15 protein-coding genes are annotated in these 16,170 nt (G+C 71.4%); 8 read left to right on the forward strand and 7 right to left on the reverse strand.

From position 1 onward, the window contains the following. Positions 1-230: 230 nt before the first annotated feature. The 3 genes from ADK86_RS12085 to ADK86_RS12095 all read left to right on the forward strand — a co-directional run bounded on the left by ADK86_RS12085 (position 231) and on the right by ADK86_RS12095 (position 3,106). Positions 231-1,190: an ABC transporter ATP-binding protein gene (locus ADK86_RS12085; RefSeq protein WP_030597930.1), complete on the forward strand. Its 960-nt coding sequence runs from the start codon at positions 231-233 to the stop codon at positions 1,188-1,190. Then, entirely contained in the window at positions 1,190-1,996 is an 807-nt protein-coding gene (locus ADK86_RS12090; protein WP_053696590.1) for an ABC transporter permease, read from the forward strand. The genes ADK86_RS12085 and ADK86_RS12090 overlap by 1 nt, the downstream gene beginning before the upstream one ends. An 84-nt stretch (positions 1,997-2,080) precedes the next feature. After that, positions 2,081-3,106, forward strand: a complete 1,026-nt coding sequence (locus ADK86_RS12095) for a COX15/CtaA family protein (protein ID WP_053696591.1) — start codon at positions 2,081-2,083, stop codon at positions 3,104-3,106. Here ADK86_RS12095 and ADK86_RS12100 read toward each other — a convergent pair. The 3 genes from ADK86_RS12100 to ADK86_RS12110 all read right to left on the reverse strand — a co-directional run bounded on the left by ADK86_RS12100 (position 3,076) and on the right by ADK86_RS12110 (position 5,732). Further along, entirely contained in the window at positions 3,076-4,125 is a 1,050-nt protein-coding gene (locus ADK86_RS12100) for an amidohydrolase (RefSeq protein ID WP_053696592.1), read from the reverse strand. The genes ADK86_RS12095 and ADK86_RS12100 overlap by 31 nt on opposite strands. A gap of 169 nt (positions 4,126-4,294) precedes the next feature. Then, a complete protein-coding gene (locus ADK86_RS12105) occupies positions 4,295-4,666 on the reverse strand; it encodes a hypothetical protein (protein ID WP_030597923.1) in 372 nt (123 codons plus the stop codon). 115 nt (positions 4,667-4,781) lie between these two features. Further along, complete coding sequence (locus ADK86_RS12110; RefSeq protein ID WP_030597922.1) at positions 4,782-5,732, reverse strand: heme o synthase; 951 nt, start codon at positions 5,730-5,732, stop codon at positions 4,782-4,784. A gap of 520 nt (positions 5,733-6,252) precedes the next feature. Between ADK86_RS12110 and tkt the strand changes: the two genes are divergently transcribed. From tkt to pgl, 5 genes are read left to right on the forward strand one after another with little or no spacing between them, the layout of a single operon-like run. Next, positions 6,253-8,331 (forward strand): transketolase, encoded by a 2,079-nt coding sequence (gene tkt, locus ADK86_RS12115; RefSeq protein ID WP_053696593.1) that lies wholly within the window; start codon positions 6,253-6,255, stop codon positions 8,329-8,331. Positions 8,332-8,366: 35 nt separating this feature from the next. Next, complete coding sequence (gene tal, locus ADK86_RS12120) at positions 8,367-9,485, forward strand: transaldolase (RefSeq protein WP_053696594.1); 1,119 nt, start codon at positions 8,367-8,369, stop codon at positions 9,483-9,485. 6 nt (positions 9,486-9,491) lie between these two features. Next, positions 9,492-11,015, forward strand: coding sequence for a glucose-6-phosphate dehydrogenase (zwf, locus tag ADK86_RS12125; RefSeq protein ID WP_053696595.1), 1,524 nt, complete (start codon positions 9,492-9,494; stop codon positions 11,013-11,015). Beyond that, entirely contained in the window at positions 11,012-12,118 is a 1,107-nt protein-coding gene (gene opcA, locus ADK86_RS12130; RefSeq protein WP_053696596.1) for a glucose-6-phosphate dehydrogenase assembly protein OpcA, read from the forward strand. The genes zwf and opcA overlap by 4 nt, the downstream gene beginning before the upstream one ends. Continuing rightward, the gene (pgl, locus tag ADK86_RS12135) at positions 12,115-12,897 is read left to right on the forward strand and encodes a 6-phosphogluconolactonase (RefSeq protein WP_030372275.1); all 783 of its coding nucleotides are present in this window, start codon (positions 12,115-12,117) and stop codon (positions 12,895-12,897) included. Before opcA ends, pgl begins: the two co-directional genes overlap by 4 nt. A 330-nt stretch (positions 12,898-13,227) precedes the next feature. On the opposite strand, the gene ADK86_RS12140 is transcribed toward pgl, so the two are convergent. From ADK86_RS12140 to secG, 4 genes are all read right to left on the reverse strand, one after another. After that, positions 13,228-13,491, reverse strand: a complete 264-nt coding sequence (locus ADK86_RS12140; protein WP_053696597.1) for a hypothetical protein — start codon at positions 13,489-13,491, stop codon at positions 13,228-13,230. Continuing rightward, positions 13,491-15,140, reverse strand: coding sequence for a glucose-6-phosphate isomerase (pgi, locus tag ADK86_RS12145; RefSeq protein ID WP_053696621.1), 1,650 nt, complete (start codon positions 15,138-15,140; stop codon positions 13,491-13,493). The genes ADK86_RS12140 and pgi overlap by 1 nt, the downstream gene beginning before the upstream one ends. Positions 15,141-15,370: 230 nt before the next feature. Continuing rightward, entirely contained in the window at positions 15,371-15,706 is a 336-nt protein-coding gene (locus ADK86_RS12150; protein WP_003986538.1) for an RNA polymerase-binding protein RbpA, read from the reverse strand. Between the two features lie 158 nt (positions 15,707-15,864). Next, positions 15,865-16,101 carry a preprotein translocase subunit SecG gene (gene secG / locus ADK86_RS12155; RefSeq protein ID WP_003986537.1) on the reverse strand — a complete coding sequence of 79 codons (237 nt, stop codon included), beginning with the start codon at positions 16,099-16,101 and terminating at the stop codon, positions 15,865-15,867. Between the last annotated feature and the right edge of the window lie 69 nt (positions 16,102-16,170).

Raw genomic sequence — 16,170 nt, forward strand, 5'->3', positions numbered from 1 at the left:
TCGGCGGGGGTGTCTGATGACCGTACGGACTCGGTGGAACAGCCGCTGACCTGCGGATTCATGGTCACACACGGTCCTCGGGCGGCTGCCCGCCCCCTCCCCGCCCCGATGCCGATGATCTACGCCCCGCACAGGACACCCCACCTCCGCCGCCCGGGGGAATACCTCCTTGGTCGGACCTTTTCGCCCCCGCTCCTGCGCGCACCCCCGCGCTTCGTAGACTTCCGGTCATGCGCAGCGCCTCCTCCGGGGACACCCCCCGGGCCCCCGGCCGTCCGCCCGCCGTAGAGATCACCGGCCTGGTCAAGCGGTACGGGAACAAGACCGCGGTGGACGGCCTCGATCTCCGGGTCGAGGCGGGCTCGGTGACCGCCGTCCTCGGGCCCAACGGCGCCGGAAAGACGACCACCGTCGAGATCTGCGAGGGCTACCGCCGTCCCGACGCGGGCACGGTCCGCGTCCTGGGCCTGGACCCGGTCGCCGACGCCGCGGCGCTGCGCCCCCGTATCGGCGTGATGCTCCAGTCCGGCGGCGTCTACGCGGGCGCCCGCGCCGAGGAGATGCTGCGGCACACCGCGAGCCTGCACGCCCACCCCGTCGACGTCGATCTGCTCATGGACCGGCTGGGCCTGGGCAGCTGCGGCCGTACGAGCTACCGGCGGCTGTCCGGCGGGCAGCAGCAGCGGCTCGCGCTGGCCATGGCCGTGGTCGGCCGCCCCGAGCTGGTCTTCCTCGACGAGCCGACGGCCGGTCTGGACCCGCAGGCCCGGCACGCCACCTGGGACCTCGTACGGGAGCTGCGCGCCGACGGCGTGAGCACCGTGCTGACCACCCACTTCATGGACGAGGCCGAGCAGCTGGCCGACGATGTGGCGATCATCGACGGCGGCCGGGTGATCGCCCAGGGCAGCCCGGAGGAGCTGTGCGCGGGCGGCGCCGAGAACACCCTGCGCTTCACCGGCCGGCCCGGCCTCGACCTGGCGACGCTGCTCAAGGCGCTGCCCGCGGACAGCGCGGCGGCCGAGCTGACGCCCGGCACGTACCGGGTGAGCGGGAAGGTCGACCCGCAGCTGCTGGCGACCGTGGCCTCCTGGTGCGCGCAGCACGGCGTCATGCCGAACGCCATAGCCGTCGAGCGGCACACCCTGGAGGACGTCTTCCTCGAACTGACCGGCAAGGAGCTGCGCTGATGACCGCCACCGGCACGACGGACCGGGGCGGCGCGGCCGGCGCCCCGGGCACCTTCGCCCCCCGGCCCGGCGCGGCGCCGCTGGGCCGGATGATCCGCGCGCAGGCCCTCCTCGAAACGAAGATGCTGCTGCGCAACGGTGAGCAGCTGCTGCTGACCGTCGTCATCCCGACGCTGCTGCTGGTCCTGTTCTCCGCCGTGGACATCGTGGACACGGGCGCGGGCAAGGCGGTCGACTTCCTGGCGCCGGGCATCCTGGCCCTCGCCGTGCTGTCCACCGCCTTCACCGGGCAGGCCATCGCGACCGGTTTCGAGCGCCGGTACGGGGTCCTGAAGCGGCTGGCCGCCTCGCCGCTGCCCCGCTGGGCGCTGATGACGGCCAAGACGTGCTCGGTGCTGGTGACCGAGATTCTCCAGGTCGTGCTGCTGACGGTGATCGCGTTCGCGCTGGGCTGGTCCCCGCACGGCAACCCGCTGTCCGTGGTGCTGCTGCTCGTCCTCGGTACGGCGGCGTTCTCCGGCCTCGGCCTGCTGATGGCGGGCACGCTCAAGGCGGAGGCGACGCTGGCGGCGGCCAATCTCGTCTTTCTGCTGCTGCTGGTCGGCGGCGGAGTGATCGTGCCGCTGGACAAGTTCCCGGACGCGGCGCAGTCGGTGCTCGGGCTGCTGCCGATCTCCGCGCTCTCGGACGGCCTGCGGGACGTCCTCCAGCACGGCGCCGGGCTGCCCTGGGGCGACCTGGGCATCCTCGCCGTGTGGGCGGTGCTGGGGCTGGGCGCGGCGGCGAAGTTCTTCCGCTGGGAGTAGCCGTGAGCTGCGGTGACCCGAACGGCCCGCGCGTTGCCCACCCCCTCGTGAAACTTTGCACAAGCCGCGGCCTACCATGGCTGCGTGCCGAACACGTGGAACCCCTTTGAGCTGATCGCGCGCCGTTGGCAGCCCAGCGCCGCCTTCGTCCGGCGCGCCGCGCTGGCCACCGTCGTGATGTCCGTCGTGATCGTCGTGACGGGCGGCGCCGTCCGGCTCACCCAGTCCGGCCTGGGCTGCTCGACCTGGCCCAAGTGCACGCCGGACAGCCTGACACCCACCGCCGCGATGGGCATCAACGGCCTCATCGAGTTCGGCAACCGACTGCTGACGTACGTGCTGTGCGCGTTCATCGGCGTCTTCATCATCGCGGCCCGCGCCCGCGCGCCCCGCCGCCGCTCGCTCACCCGCCTCGGCTGGGCGATGTTCTGGGTGGTCATGGGCAACGCGGTCTGGGGCGGCATCGTCGTCCTGACCGGCCTGAACCCGTACCTCGTGGCCGCGCACTTCCTGCTCACCACCGCCCTGCTCACGGTCTCCGTGCTGGCCTGGCGGCGCGCCGCCGAGGGCGACGAGGCGCCGCGCGACCTGGTCTCCCGGCCGGTGCGCCAGCTGTCCGGGCTGCTGGTCCTGGCGACCGGCGCGCTCACCGTCCTCGGTACGGTCGTCACCGGCGCGGGCCCGCACGCGGGCGACGCCAAGAAGGTCCACCGCATCCCGGTGGACTGGCGCGAGATCACCCAGCTGCACGTCGACTTCGTCTACATCGTCGTCGGGCTGTCCGTGGCCCTGTGGTTCACGCTGCGGGCCGTCAAGGCACCGGCCGCGCCGCGCCGGATGGTCCTGGAGCTGTTCGGCTGCATCGCCGTCCAGGGCGTCATCGGCTACGTCCAGTACTTCGTGGGCCTGCCGGAGATCGTCGTCGGCCTGCACATGCTGGTCTCGACGCTGGTGTGGATCTGCGTGCTGCGCATCCACCTCGCGCTGCGCGACCGGGGGCCGGTGCCCGCCGGGGAGGGCGAGCCCTCCGGGCCCAAGGCCGAGGTTCCCGCCCCCGCCGAGGCCGGCGCCGCCGCGCCTCAGCCCGCCGCCGGGGCCTCCAGCCGGTAGACCCGGCGCGCCGTCCCGGACGCGATCATCGCGGTGATCCGCCGCGCGTCCGCGGGCGCGCACATGCCCTCCTCGGTCCACTCCCGTACGACCCGCTCCACGGCCCGTACGAAGAACCGCGCGCCCGTCACGTACAGCTCGGGCAGCGCCCGCGCGCCCGTGGAGAACAGCAGCTTGCCGAACGGGGCGCGGGCGAGCGTTTCCCCGGGGTACGGACCGGCGTCCGCATAGACGTGCGGGTGCACCGCCGCCAGCTCCGCCGCCCGCGCGTGGTGCGGCGGCCGGGGCAGCAGCACCACGTCCGTACCGAGACCGGCGGTGGCCCGCAGGAAGCCCGTCAGCGGCTGCGGATCGGTGCAGTGCAGCTGTACGGGGACGCTGGTGGCCACCGCGCTCCACAGCAGGTGCCGCAGCAGCGTCGGGTCGGTGAGCCGCTCCCCCGGCCTGCGGTCGCACAGCCACCGGTCGGCGGCGCGCCGCACCTCGCCCGCCTCCGGGGCGCGGCCCTCGCAGAAGGCCGCGGCGGAGGCGAAGGCGGTGGCGTCCTGGGTGGCCGCGTAGACCGCCTCGGCGGTGTAGCCGATGAAGGAGTCGACGCTGCCGGAGGTGTCGGCGATCTGTTCGGCGAGCGGTTCGAGCCGGATGACCTCGTGGGCACCGGCCTCCGCCGCGGCAGCCAGTTCGGCGGCCGAGGTCAGCTCGCTGGGCGCCCCGGCCGCCAGCAGGAACGTACCGATGCCGGAGCCGCGCAGCAGCAGACGGGTCGCGCGGAAGGCGCCCAGCTCCCGCCTGCGGGCGAGGTAGCGGGCGGGCGGGCAGTGGGCCTCCAGGCCGAGCAGCGGCGGGCACCAGCGGCGTACGCCGAGGCCGGTCCAGCTGTCGAAGAAAGTGGTGCCGGCCGGTGCCGGGCCGTGGCCGCCGCAGGCCGCGGCGAGGTGCGCCTCGAAGGCGCCGAGCCCCAGGTCCCCGTGGAGCGCGCCGTGGCTGTACTGGTCCACGAGCGGTGGCAGTCGGTCCATCCGCCCCTCCTCGCCGAAGCCGCCGAAGCCGAAGGCGCTCGCGGCGCCGAGAGCCCACCCGGCGCGGCACGGACGCCGCCCCTGGTGGGCTCAACGGACGACGCGGTCGTCAGGTAGCGGGCCCGTCGGGCCGCGGGGCCGTTCGACGGGGCCGTACAGCGGTTCATGCCTACGCGTTGGCCGGACCGCCCACCTGGATGCCCGCCATCCGCGACCATTCGTACGGCCCGGTGCGCACCTTGGCCGCGAACTCGCCGTCGAAGTCCTCGTGCAGCTCGGCCCCCGCCCGCTCGACCGCGCCCCGCGCGATGTCCTGGGAGTCGGCGACCAGGTTGCCCCACTGGCCGTCCGCGCCGACCAGCGCGATGCGGACGCGGCCGCGGCCGATGTGGGCGAGCTGGGCCCCGGCGCCGCCGCCGTGCGCGGCGGCGAAGGCGCGGACGGCCTTGGCCAGCGCGGCCGTGCGCCGCTCGTCCCGCTTGGACCGGCCCCCGGTCTCCTGGTCTTCCCGCTGCTCGTCCGCCTGCTTGGTGTCTGCCATGGACAGGATGCTACCCGCCGGTAATCAGCGGGGGAAGAGCCGCCCGGCCTACGACGGGGGCCCGCCACGAACGTGTCGTGACGGGCCCTCGGGACGCTGCGGGCGCAGCGCGCGGCTACCGCAGGAACGGGTCCACGGCCAGCGCGACGAACAGCAGCGAGACATAGGTGATCGACCAGTGGAACAGCCGCATCTCCTTCAGCTTCGGCCCGGTGATCCCGGCCTTGGCGCGGGACTGGAGGGCGTGCGCCTCGATGAGCCAGAAGCCGCCGCACAGCACCGCCACCGCGGTGTAGAACCAGCCCGTGTAGCCCAGCGGCTGGAGCAGCAGGGAGACCAGCACCATCACCCAGCTGTACGCGACGATCTGGCGGGCCACGGCCTTGTTCCCGGCGACGACCGGCAGCATCGGCACGCCGACCCGCTCGTAGTCGTCCTTGGCCTTCATGGACAGCGGCCAGTAGTGCGGCGGCGTCCAGAAGAAGATGACGAGGAAGAGGATGGCCGAGGCCCAGGAGACGGTGTTGGTGACCGCGGACCAGCCGATGAAGACCGGCATACAGCCCGCGATGCCGCCCCAGACGATGTTCTGGGCGGTCCGCCGCTTGAGGATCATCGTGTAGACGACGACATAGAAGAGCAGCGCGCCGAGCGAGAGCATCGCCGAGAGCGGGTTGACCAGGAACCAGAACCACGCGGTGGAGCCGACGGCCAGCGCGCTCGCGAAGACCAGGCACTCCCGGGGCGAGACCATGCCGGTGACCAGGGGCCGCTGCGAGGTGCGGTCCATCAGGGCATCGATGTCGCGGTCGATGTACATGTTGAACGCGGCGGCACCGCCGGCGGAGAGATAGCCGCCGATGCAGGTGGCCAGCACCAGGCCCAGGTCGGGGACGCCACCGGCCGCCAGGAACATCACCGGAACCGTCGTCATGAGCAGCAGCTCGATGACCCGCGGCTTGGTCAGTGCCACGAACGCCTTGACACGGGCCCCGAACGGACGGTGACCTGAACCCTGCGGGCCCTGGGCTAGGACCCCTGCAGGACGGGATTCGACGGCCGTCACGCACACCCCTGGAAGTAACATCAGCGACTCGCGCCGCGAAGATAAGGCCAGCAAGCGTTCCCGGCCGTGAAGACCCGGTAAAGGCTTGCGCGTACCACGCCACTTTAGACGTTGGCCATACGACGGCCTTCGCGGGGGTGGGGTCGTGTTGAGGCCGGTCCCGGGGCCGCCCGGGCCGCATCGCCCGCCGCCCCTCGCGCGCGTCACGCGCCGCACGCCGCCGTTCCGCCGCGCGCCGCGGTTCCTCTTCTCCGGCGTCCGGCCCTCCGCGTTCCGCCGCCGTTCACGCCGTTCAGGAGGCGAAGGCGGGCACCGCCCGGCAGTCTGGAGAGGTGGCCGCCCCGCCCGGGGCGGGAATATCCGGCGCATGGATTTGGTTGCTCTAGGCGACTGGTTTCATCATGACGAGCCGTCGACGCTCCGTCGAAAAGACGCGCGTACATGCGGGGGTAGGCTCGACAGCGCCGGGTGGACATACCGTCCCCGGCATTCGACATGTGGAGAGGAGCCCTGACTCAGGGTGAGCACCAAGCCGACCACCACAGATTTCGAGTGGACCGATCTGGACCAGCGGGCCGTCGATACCGTTCGCGTCCTGGCCATGGATTCCGTGCAGAAGGTCGGTAACGGCCATCCGGGTACCGCCATGAGCCTCGCGCCGGCCGCCTACGTCCTCTTCCAGAAGCTGATGAAGCACGACCCGGCGGACGCCAAGTGGACCGGCCGCGACCGGTTCGTGCTGTCCGCCGGCCACTCCAGCCTGACCCTGTACATCCAGCTCTACCTGGCCGGCTACGGCCTGGAGCTGGACGACCTGAAGTCCTTCCGCACCTGGGGCTCCAAGACCCCGGGCCACCCGGAGTACGGCCACACGGTCGGCGTGGAGACCACCACGGGACCGCTCGGCCAGGGTGTCGCCAACGCGGTGGGCATGGCCATGGCCGCCCGCTACGAGCGCGGCCTGTTCGACCCGGACGCGGCCCCCGGCACCTCGCCCTTCGACCACACCATCTGGGTCATCGCCGGTGACGGCTGCCTCCAGGAGGGCGTGTCGGCCGAGGCGTCCTCGCTCGCCGGCCACCAGAAGCTCGGCAACCTCGTGATGCTGTGGGACGACAACCACATCTCCATCGAGGGCGACACCGAGACCGCCATCTCCGAGGACACGATCAAGCGCTACGAGGCGTACGGCTGGCACGTCCAGCGCGTCGAGCAGCTGCCCAGCGGCGACCTCGACCCGGTCGGCCTGGCCAAGGCCCTCAAGGCCGCCCAGGAGGAGACCGAGCGTCCCTCCTTCATCGCGGCCCGCTCGATCATCGCCTGGCCCGCCCCGAACGCCCAGAACACCGAGGCCGCGCACGGCTCCGCGCTGGGCGACGAAGAGGTCGCGGCCACCAAGAAGGTGCTGGGCTTCGACCCGGAGAAGTCCTTCGAGGTCTCCGACGAGGTCATCGAGCACACCCGCGCCGCCTGGAAGCGCGGCAGCGAGGCGCACGCCGAGTGGGACAAGCAGCTCGCCGCCTGGCGCGCCGCCAACCCTGAGCGCGCCGCCCTGTTCGACCGCATCCAGGCGGGCGAGCTGCCGGACGGCTGGGAGAAGGCGCTGCCCGCCTTCGAGACCGGCAAGGGCGTCGCCACCCGCGCGGCCTCCGGCAAGATCCTCCAGGCGCTCGGCGCGGTCGTGCCCGAGCTGTGGGGCGGCTCCGCCGACCTCGCCGGCTCGAACAACACCACCATCGACAAGAACTCCTCGTTCCTGCCGGAGGGCAACCCGCTCCCGGAGGCGAGCCCGTACGGCCGCACGGTGCACTACGGCATCCGTGAGCACGCCATGGGCTCGACCATGAACGGCATCGCGCTGCACGGCAACACCCGCATCTACGGCGGCACCTTCCTGGTGTTCTCCGACTACATGCGCCCCGCCGTCCGCCTCGCCGCGCTCATGCAGCTGCCCGTGACGTACGTGTGGACCCACGACTCCATCGGCCTCGGCGAGGACGGCCCGACCCACCAGCCGGTCGAGCACCTGGCCGCGCTGCGCGCCATCCCGGGCCTGAACATCGTGCGCCCGGCCGACGCCAACGAGACCGCCACCGCCTGGGCCGAGATCCTGCGCCGCCACCAGAGCAAGCCGGCGCCGCACGCCCTCGCGCTCACCCGCCAGGGCGTACCGACGTACGAGACGAACCCGGCCGCGGCCAAGGGCGGCTACGTGCTGTTCGAGGCCGAGGGCGGCGAGCCGCAGGTCATCCTGATCGGCACCGGCTCCGAGGTGCAGCTCGCCGTCGAGGCGCGCGAGGCGCTGCAGGCCGAGGGCATCCCGACGCGCGTCGTCTCGATGCCGTCCGTCGAGTGGTTCGAGGAGCAGGACCAGGGGTACCGCGACAGCGTGCTGCTGCCGACGGTCAAGGCCCGGGTCGCGGTCGAGGCCGGCATCGGTCTGACCTGGCACCGCTACGTGGGTCCGCAGGGCCGGATCGTCTCGCTGGAGCACTTCGGTGCCTCGGCGGACGCCAAGACCCTCTTCCACGAGTTCGGCTTCACCGCCGACGCGGTCGCCACGGCGGCCCGGGAATCCCTCGCAGCGGCCACGCGCTGACGCCCGTACACCATCTAGTAGGAGATGCAAACCCCATGACAGACGCACTCAAGCGCCTCTCCGACGAAGGCGTCGCGATCTGGCTGGACGACCTGTCCCGCAAGCGGATCACGTCCGGCAACCTGGCCGAGCTGATCGACCAGCAGCACGTCGTCGGTGTCACCACCAACCCGTCGATCTTCCAGAAGGCCATCTCGCAGGGTGACGGCTACGACACCCAGCTCACCGACCTGGCCGCCCGCAAGGTGACCGTCGAGGAAGCCATCCGGATGATCACGACGTCGGACGTGCGGGACGCCGCCGACATCCTGCGTCCGGTCTTCGACGCCACCGACGGCCAGGACGGCCGGGTCTCCATCGAGGTCGACCCCCGCCTGGCCCACAACACCCGCGCCACCGTCGCCGAGGCCAAGCAGCTGGCCTGGCTGGTGGACCGCCCCAACGCGCTCATCAAGATCCCGGCCACCAAGGCGGGCCTGCCGGCGATCACCGAGACGATCGCCCGGGGCATCAGCGTCAACGTCACGCTGATCTTCTCGCTGGAGCGCTACCGCGCGGTCATGGACGCCTACCTGGAGGGCCTGGAGAAGGCCAAGGCGGCGGGCCTGGACCTGTCCAAGATCCAGTCGGTGGCGTCCTTCTTCGTCTCCCGCGTGGACACCGAGGCCGACAAGCGCCTGGACGCGATCGGCACCGACGAGGCCAAGGCCCTCAAGGGCAAGGCCGCCGTCGCCAACGCGCGGCTGGCCTACCAGGCGTACGAGGAGGTCTTCTCCTCGGACCGCTGGAACGCGCTGGAGAAGGCGCACGCCAACAAGCAGCGTCCGCTGTGGGCCTCGACCGGCGTCAAGGACCCGTCCCTCAAGGACACCATGTACGTCGAGGAACTGGTCGCGCCGAACACGGTCAACACCATGCCCGAGGCCACCCTGGAGGCCACCGGCGACCACGGCGAGATCACCGGCGACAAGGTGCGCGGCACCTACGAGCAGGCCCGCGCCGACCTCGACGCGCTGGCGAAGCTCGGCATCTCGTACGACGACATCGTGCAGGTGCTGGAGGACGAGGGCGTCGAGAAGTTCGAGGCGTCCTGGAACGACCTGCTCAAGTCCACTGAGGCGGAGCTCAAGCGCCTCGCTCCTTCGGAGGGCTGACCCACTTTGTCCAGCAGCAATCCGCTGCGTGACGCCGCGGACCGACGGCTCCCGCGTATCGCGGGGCCGTCGGGCCTGGTCATCTTCGGCGTCACGGGCGATTTGTCCCGTAAAAAGCTGATGCCTGCCGTCTACGACCTGGCGAATCGCGGGCTGCTGCCGCCGGGCTTCTCCCTCATCGGCTTCGCCCGCCGCGAGTGGGAGCACCAGGACTTCGCCCAGGAGGTGTACGAGGCCGTCAAGCAGCACTCCCGTACGCCGTTCCGCGAAGAGGTCTGGCAGCAGCTCGTCCAAGGCTGCCGGTTCGTCCAGGGCAACTTCGACGACGACGAGGCGTTCGAGACCCTCAAGAAGACCATCGAGGAACTCGACAAGGCGCAGGGCACCGGCGGCAACTTCGCCTTCTACCTGTCCGTACCGCCCAAGTTCTTCCCCAAGGTCGTCCAGCAGCTCAAGAAGCACGGGCTCGCCGACCAGACCAAGGACTCCTGGCGCCGCGCCGTCATCGAGAAGCCCTTCGGCCACGACCTGGAGAGCGCCCGCGAGCTCAACCGGATCGTCCACGAGGTCTTCCCGCCGGAAGAGGTCTTCCGGATCGACCACTACCTCGGCAAGGAGACGGTCCAGAACATCCTGGCGCTGCGCTTCGCGAACACGCTGTTCGAGCCGCTGTGGAACCGCTCCTACGTCGACCACGTGCAGATCACGATGGCCGAGGACATCGGCATCGGCGGCCGCGCAGGCTACTACGACGGCATCGGCGCCGCCCGTGACGTCATCCAGAACCACCTCCTCCAGCTGCTCGCGCTGACCGCCATGGAGGAGCCCGCCTCCTTCGACGCGGACGCGCTGGTCGCCGAGAAGACCAAGGTCCTCGGTGCCGTACGGCTCCCCGCCGACCTGGGCAAGGAGACGGTGCGCGCCCAGTACACGGCCGGCTGGCAGGGCGGCGAGAAGGTCGTCGGCTACCTGGAGGAAGAGGGCATCGACCCCCACTCCCGCACCGACACCTACGCCGCGGTCAAGCTGGAGGTCGACAACCGCCGCTGGGCGGGCGTCCCCTTCTACCTGCGCACCGGCAAGCGCCTGGGCCGCCGCGTCACCGAGATCGCGGTCGTCTTCCAGCGCGCGCCGCACTCCCCCTTCGACCACACCGCCACGGAAGAACTGGGCCAGAACGCCCTGGTCATCCGCGTCCAGCCGGACGAGGGCGTCACCATGCGGTTCGGCTCGAAGGTGCCCGGCACCTCCATGGAGGTACGGGACGTCTCGATGGACTTCGCGTACGGCGAGTCCTTCACCGAGTCCAGCCCGGAGGCGTACGAACGCCTGATCCTGGACGTGCTGCTCGGTGACGCCAACCTCTTCCCGCGCGTCGAGGAGGTCGAGCAGTCCTGGCGGATTCTCGACCCGATCGAGGCGTACTGGGACCAGCACGGCAAGCCCGCGCAGTACACGGCCGGGACCTGGGGACCGGCCGAGGCGGACGAAATGCTCGCACGAGACGGACGGAGCTGGCGTCGGCCATGAAGATCGATCTGACGGAAACCACGGCCAGCAAAATCAACAAGGCGCTGGTCCAGGGCCGTCGTACCATCGGCACCCCCGCCATCGGCATGGTGCTCACCCTCGTCATCGTCACCGACGAGGAGAACGCCTACGACGCCCTGAAGGCCGCCAACGAGGCGTCCCGCGAGCACCCCTCGCGCACCCTCGTCGTCATCAAGCGCGTCAGCCGGTCGCCCCGCGACCGCGCCAAGGCGCGCCTGGACGCCGAGGTCCGCGTCGGCGCGGACGCCGGCACCGGCGAAACGGTCGTCCTGCGGCTCTACGGCGAGGCCATCAACCACGCCCAGTCCGTGGTGCTGCCGCTGCTGCTGCCGGACGCGCCGGTCGTCGTGTGGTGGCCGGTCAACGCGCCGGTGGACGCCGCCCGTGACCCGCTCGGCGCGCTCGCGCAGCGGCGCGTCACCGACATGTACACCGCCGAGAACCCGCTCCGTGAGCTGGCCGAGCGCGCCGAGGCGTACTCCCCCGGCGACACGGACCTGTCCTGGACCCGCGTCACACCCTGGCGCTCCATGCTGGCGGCGGCGCTCGACCAGCTGCCGTGCAAGGTGTCCGAGGTCGAGGTCGAGGGCGAGGAGTTCAACCCCAGCGTCGAGCTGCTCGCCATGTGGCTCGCCGACCGGCTGAACGTACCGGTCCGGCGCCTGCTCTCGGCAGGCCCCGGCCTCACGGCGGTCCGCATGGAGACGGACTGCGGCCCGGTCGCGCTCGACCGCGCGGACGGCTCGCTCGCCACGCTCGCCATGCAGGGCCAGCCGGACCGCAATGTCGCGCTCAAGCGGCGCGACACGGCGGAGCTGCTGGCGGAGGAGCTGCGGCGGCTCGACCCGGACGACACGTACGCTTCCGCGCTGAAGTACGGCGTGGACCGGCTGGGTGAGCCGGAGCGGGCGCAGACGGCGCTGGCGGCGCGGGCGGCGGAGTCCGCCGACGTACCCGCGGACGCGGGTGCCGCTGACGCGGCGGAGGGGGCGGAGACCAAGCCCAAGGCCAAGGCTCCCGCCAAGAAGTCCGCCTCCAAGAAGGCGGACTCCAAGACGGATTCGAAGGCGGCCTCCGAATGAGCGCGCCGCAGGTCGTCGTCCACCGGGACAAGGAGCTGATGGCCAAGGCCGCGGCGGCCCGGCTGATCACGAAGATCGTGGACGCGCAGGCGGCCCGCGGCTCGGCCTCCGTCGTCCTGACGGGCGGCCGCAACGGCAACGGGCTGCTCGCGGCCCTCGCCGAGGCGCCCGCCCGGGACGCGGTGGACTGGGGCCGGCTGGACCTGTGGTGGGGCGACGAGCGGTTCCTGCCGGACGGCGACCCGGAGCGCAACCACACGCAGGCCCGGGAGGCCCTGCTGGACAGCGTTCCGGTGGACCCGGCGCGGGTGCATGTGATGGCCCCGTCCAACGGCCCGTACGGCAACGACGCGGACGCCGCGGCCGAGGCGTACGCGATCGAATTGTCCGCGGCGGCGGGTCCCGAGGACCACGGCCCCGTGCCGTCCTTCGACGTCCTCCTCCTGGGCGTCGGCCCAGACACGCACGTCGCGTCGCTCTTCCCGGAGCTGCCCGCCGTACGCGAGACGGAGCGCACGGTCGTCGCCGTCCACGGCGCCCCCAAGCCGCCGCCCACCCGCCTCTCCCTGACCCTGCCCGCGATCCGCGCGGCCCGCGAGGTCTGGCTGCTCGCGGCGGGCGAGGACAAGGCGAAGGCCGCGGCGATGGCCCTGTCCGGCGCCGGAGAGATCCAGGCCCCGGCAGCGGGCGCGTACGGCCGCAGCCGCACGCTGTGGCTCCTGGACGAGGCGGCTGCGTCGCAGCTGCCGCGGTCGCTGTACCCGCCGGCTTCGGCCTGACGTCACCGTCACCGTACGACGGCCCCGTTCCCTCGTGGGAGCGGGGCCGTTCGTCGTCCGAGGGGTTTCGGCGCCTGGTGGCGGGCCGTTCGCCGTGGCCGACTTGCTGCCCGTATCGGGTGGCGCCTGCCTTGACCGGTGCACGGGGCCGGTCCTCCAGACTTCGTCCTACGGCCCAGCCCCTCCTGCCGTACGGCGACGGACGGCCGGTGGGGGCAGGCGTCCCCCCACCCGCGGCGCGGCAGTCTGACGCGTACGGGAGGGTTCGGCACCGCAGGACGAAGTCCGTAGGGGCCGGGCCCGCGCCCACCACGACCGGGCCTCAGCCGGTCACGGCCTGCGCTCGCGCTCCTGCCGGACCATCGCATTGGCGACGTGCGCGGGATCCTGGAGATCCCCCACCGCCACACCCGACACGTCAGTGTCATGCGTGTCGTAGGCACCCAGGGCGTGTTCCTTGTCGCCCTGTACGGCTTCCAGGTGACGGGTCGCCACCTCCCGCTGCTCGGCCTCCGGGCGCGTCTCGAACCACTGCCGGTTCTCCGGGGTGAGGAGGTCCAGGAACTCGGCCAGAACCCCCTCCTCCGCCGCCATCAGCGGCCCCGCATCTCGCGGTACGTGGCCACCAGGGACCGCGTCGAGGCGTCCAGCCCCTCGACGTCCGCGCCCTCCGTGAGCGCGGGCTCGACCCGCTTCGCCAGGACCTTGCCGAGTTCGACGCCCCACTGGTCGAAGGAGTCGATGTTCCAGACGGCGCCCTGGACAAAGACCTTGTGCTCGTACAGGGCGATCAGCTGGCCCAGTACGGAGGGGGTGAGTTCCTTGGCCAGGATGGTGGTGGTGGGGCGGTTGCCCTGGAAGGTCTTGTGCGGGACGAGTTCCTCGGGGACGCCCTCGGCCCGTACCTCGTCGGGGGTCTTGCCGAAGGCCAGCGCCTGGCCCTGGGCGAAGAGGTTGGCCATCAGCAGGTCGTGCTGGGCGACCAGGCCGGGGTGGAGGTCCTCGACCGGGTTGGCGAAGCCGATGAGGTCGGCCGGGATGAGTTTCGTGCCCTGGTGGAGGAGCTGGTAGTACGCGTGCTGGCCGTTGGTGCCGGGCGTGCCCCAGACGACGGGGCCGGTCTGCCAGTGCACCGGGTTGCCGTCGCGGGTCACGGACTTGCCGTTGGACTCCATGTCCAGCTGCTGGAGGTACGCCGTGAACTTGGACAGGTAGTGGCTGTACGGGAGCACCGCGTGCGACTGCGCGTCCCAGAAGTTGCCGTACCAGATGCCCAGCAGGCCGAGCAGGAGCGGGACGTTCTCCTCGGCGGGCGCGCAGCGGAAGTGCTCGTCGACGAGGTGGAAGCCGGCCAGCATCTCGCGGAACGCCTCGGGGCCGATCGCCAGCATGAGGGACAGGCCGATCGCGGAGTCGAAGGAGTAGCGGCCGCCGACCCAGTCCCAGAACTCGAACATGTTGTCGGTGTCGATGCCGAAGTCCGCGACCTTCTCGGCGTTGGTCGACAGCGCGACGAAATGCTTGGCCACCGCTTCCTCACCGGCCCGCAGGCCGGTCAGCAGCCAGTTGCGGGCGGAGGTGGCGTTGGTGATCGTCTCGATGGTGGTGAAGGTCTTCGAGGCGACGATGAAGAGCGTCTCCGCGGGGTCGAGATCGCGGACGGCCTCGTGCAGGTCGGCGCCGTCGACGTTGGAGACGAAGCGGAACTGCATGTCGCGGTGGGTGTAGGCGCGCAGCGCCTCGTACGCCATCGCCGGGCCCAGGTCGGAGCCGCCGATGCCGATGTTGACGACCGTCTTGATCCGCTTGCCGGTGTGGCCCTTCCACTCGCCCGAGCGCACCCGGTCGGTGAAGACCTGCATCTTGCGCAGGACCTGGTGGACGCCCTGCATGACGTTCTCGCCGTCGACCTTGACCTGGGCGGACTCGGGGGCGCGCAGCGCGGTGTGCAGCACGGCCCGGTTCTCGGTGACGTTGATCTTCTCGCCGCGGAACATCGCGTCCCGCAGCTCGGCCACGCCACGGGCCGCGGCCAGCTCGCGCAGCAGGCGCAGCGTCTCGTCGGTGACCAGGTGCTTGGAGTAGTCCAGGTGCAGGTCGCCGACCTGGAGGGTGTAGCGTCCGGCGCGGTCCGGGTCCTGGTCGAACAGGTCGCGCAGCCGCACCTCCCCCAGCTGCTCCCGGTGCTTGCCCAGCGCGGTCCACTCGGCCGTCTGGTCGAGCCTGCGGCCTTCTGCGTTCATCTCGGACATCAGCCTTCTTCTTCTCGTACCGGCCCCGCCGTCTCCCAACCTAATTGATCAGGGTGCGGGATGAGGTGTCCCCCCGCTGCCGACTGCCCCGGGAAACCGTTTCGGCACCTCGGAGCGGCACGCAACCGGTCCCCCGCCCGGCCGCAGGCCGGATACGTGAACGGCCCGGCCGGAAGGGTGGTGGTTCCCTCCGGCCGGGCCGGCCGTCGTGTGCTGATCCGTCAGATCTCCCCGCGGAGCTTGGCGAGCGCCTCCGCGAGGATCGCCTCGCCGTCGGCGTCGCTGCGGCGCTCGCGGACGTACGCGAGGTGGGTCTTGTACGGTTCGGTGCGCGGCGGGTCCGGCGGGTTGTCCCGGTCCTTGCCTGCCGGGAAGCCGCAGCGCGGGCAGTCCCAGGTGTCCGGAATCTGCGCGTCACCGGCGAAGCTGGGCTGAGTCTCGTGCCCGTTCGAGCACCAGAAGGAGATGCGGATGCGCGGCGCGGACTCGCCCCGCTCCGCCTCCCCCATCGGCCCCGCCCCGACCCGACTCCCTCGGATCGCGTTGCCACTTGCCACGGTTGTAACTCCCTGCGTAATGGTGCTGCGAAGCATCGAACAGCAGTCGCGCTGCGGAGCGCCCCAGTCTACGTAAGGCCCAACGCGCGTCCAGTGACAGGAGTTACACCCCCACCGAGGACGCCGCCCTCATGATAGGCCGCGTCCCCGACACCGTGTCAGCTGTCCAGCTTCATCAGGACGCCCAGCACGACGATGCAGGCGAACCAGAGCAGGGCGATGACGATGGTGATGCGGTCCAGGTTCCGCTCCGCGACGGAGGAGCCGCCGACCGAGGACTGCATGCCGCCGCCGAACATGTCGGACAGGCCGCCGCCCTTCCCCTTGTGCATGAGCACCAGCATCATCAGCAGCAGGCTGAAGACGATGAGGGCTACCGAGAACCCGATGACCACGGCTGGACCAACTCTCTAGGACTGGCGGACGGGACGTACCTAAGAAGATCGAATGGTACGGGGCCGGGT

The sequence above is a fragment of the Streptomyces sp. NRRL F-5755 genome (assembly GCF_001279365.1).
Classification (GTDB): domain Bacteria; phylum Actinomycetota; class Actinomycetes; order Streptomycetales; family Streptomycetaceae; genus Streptomyces; species Streptomyces rimosus.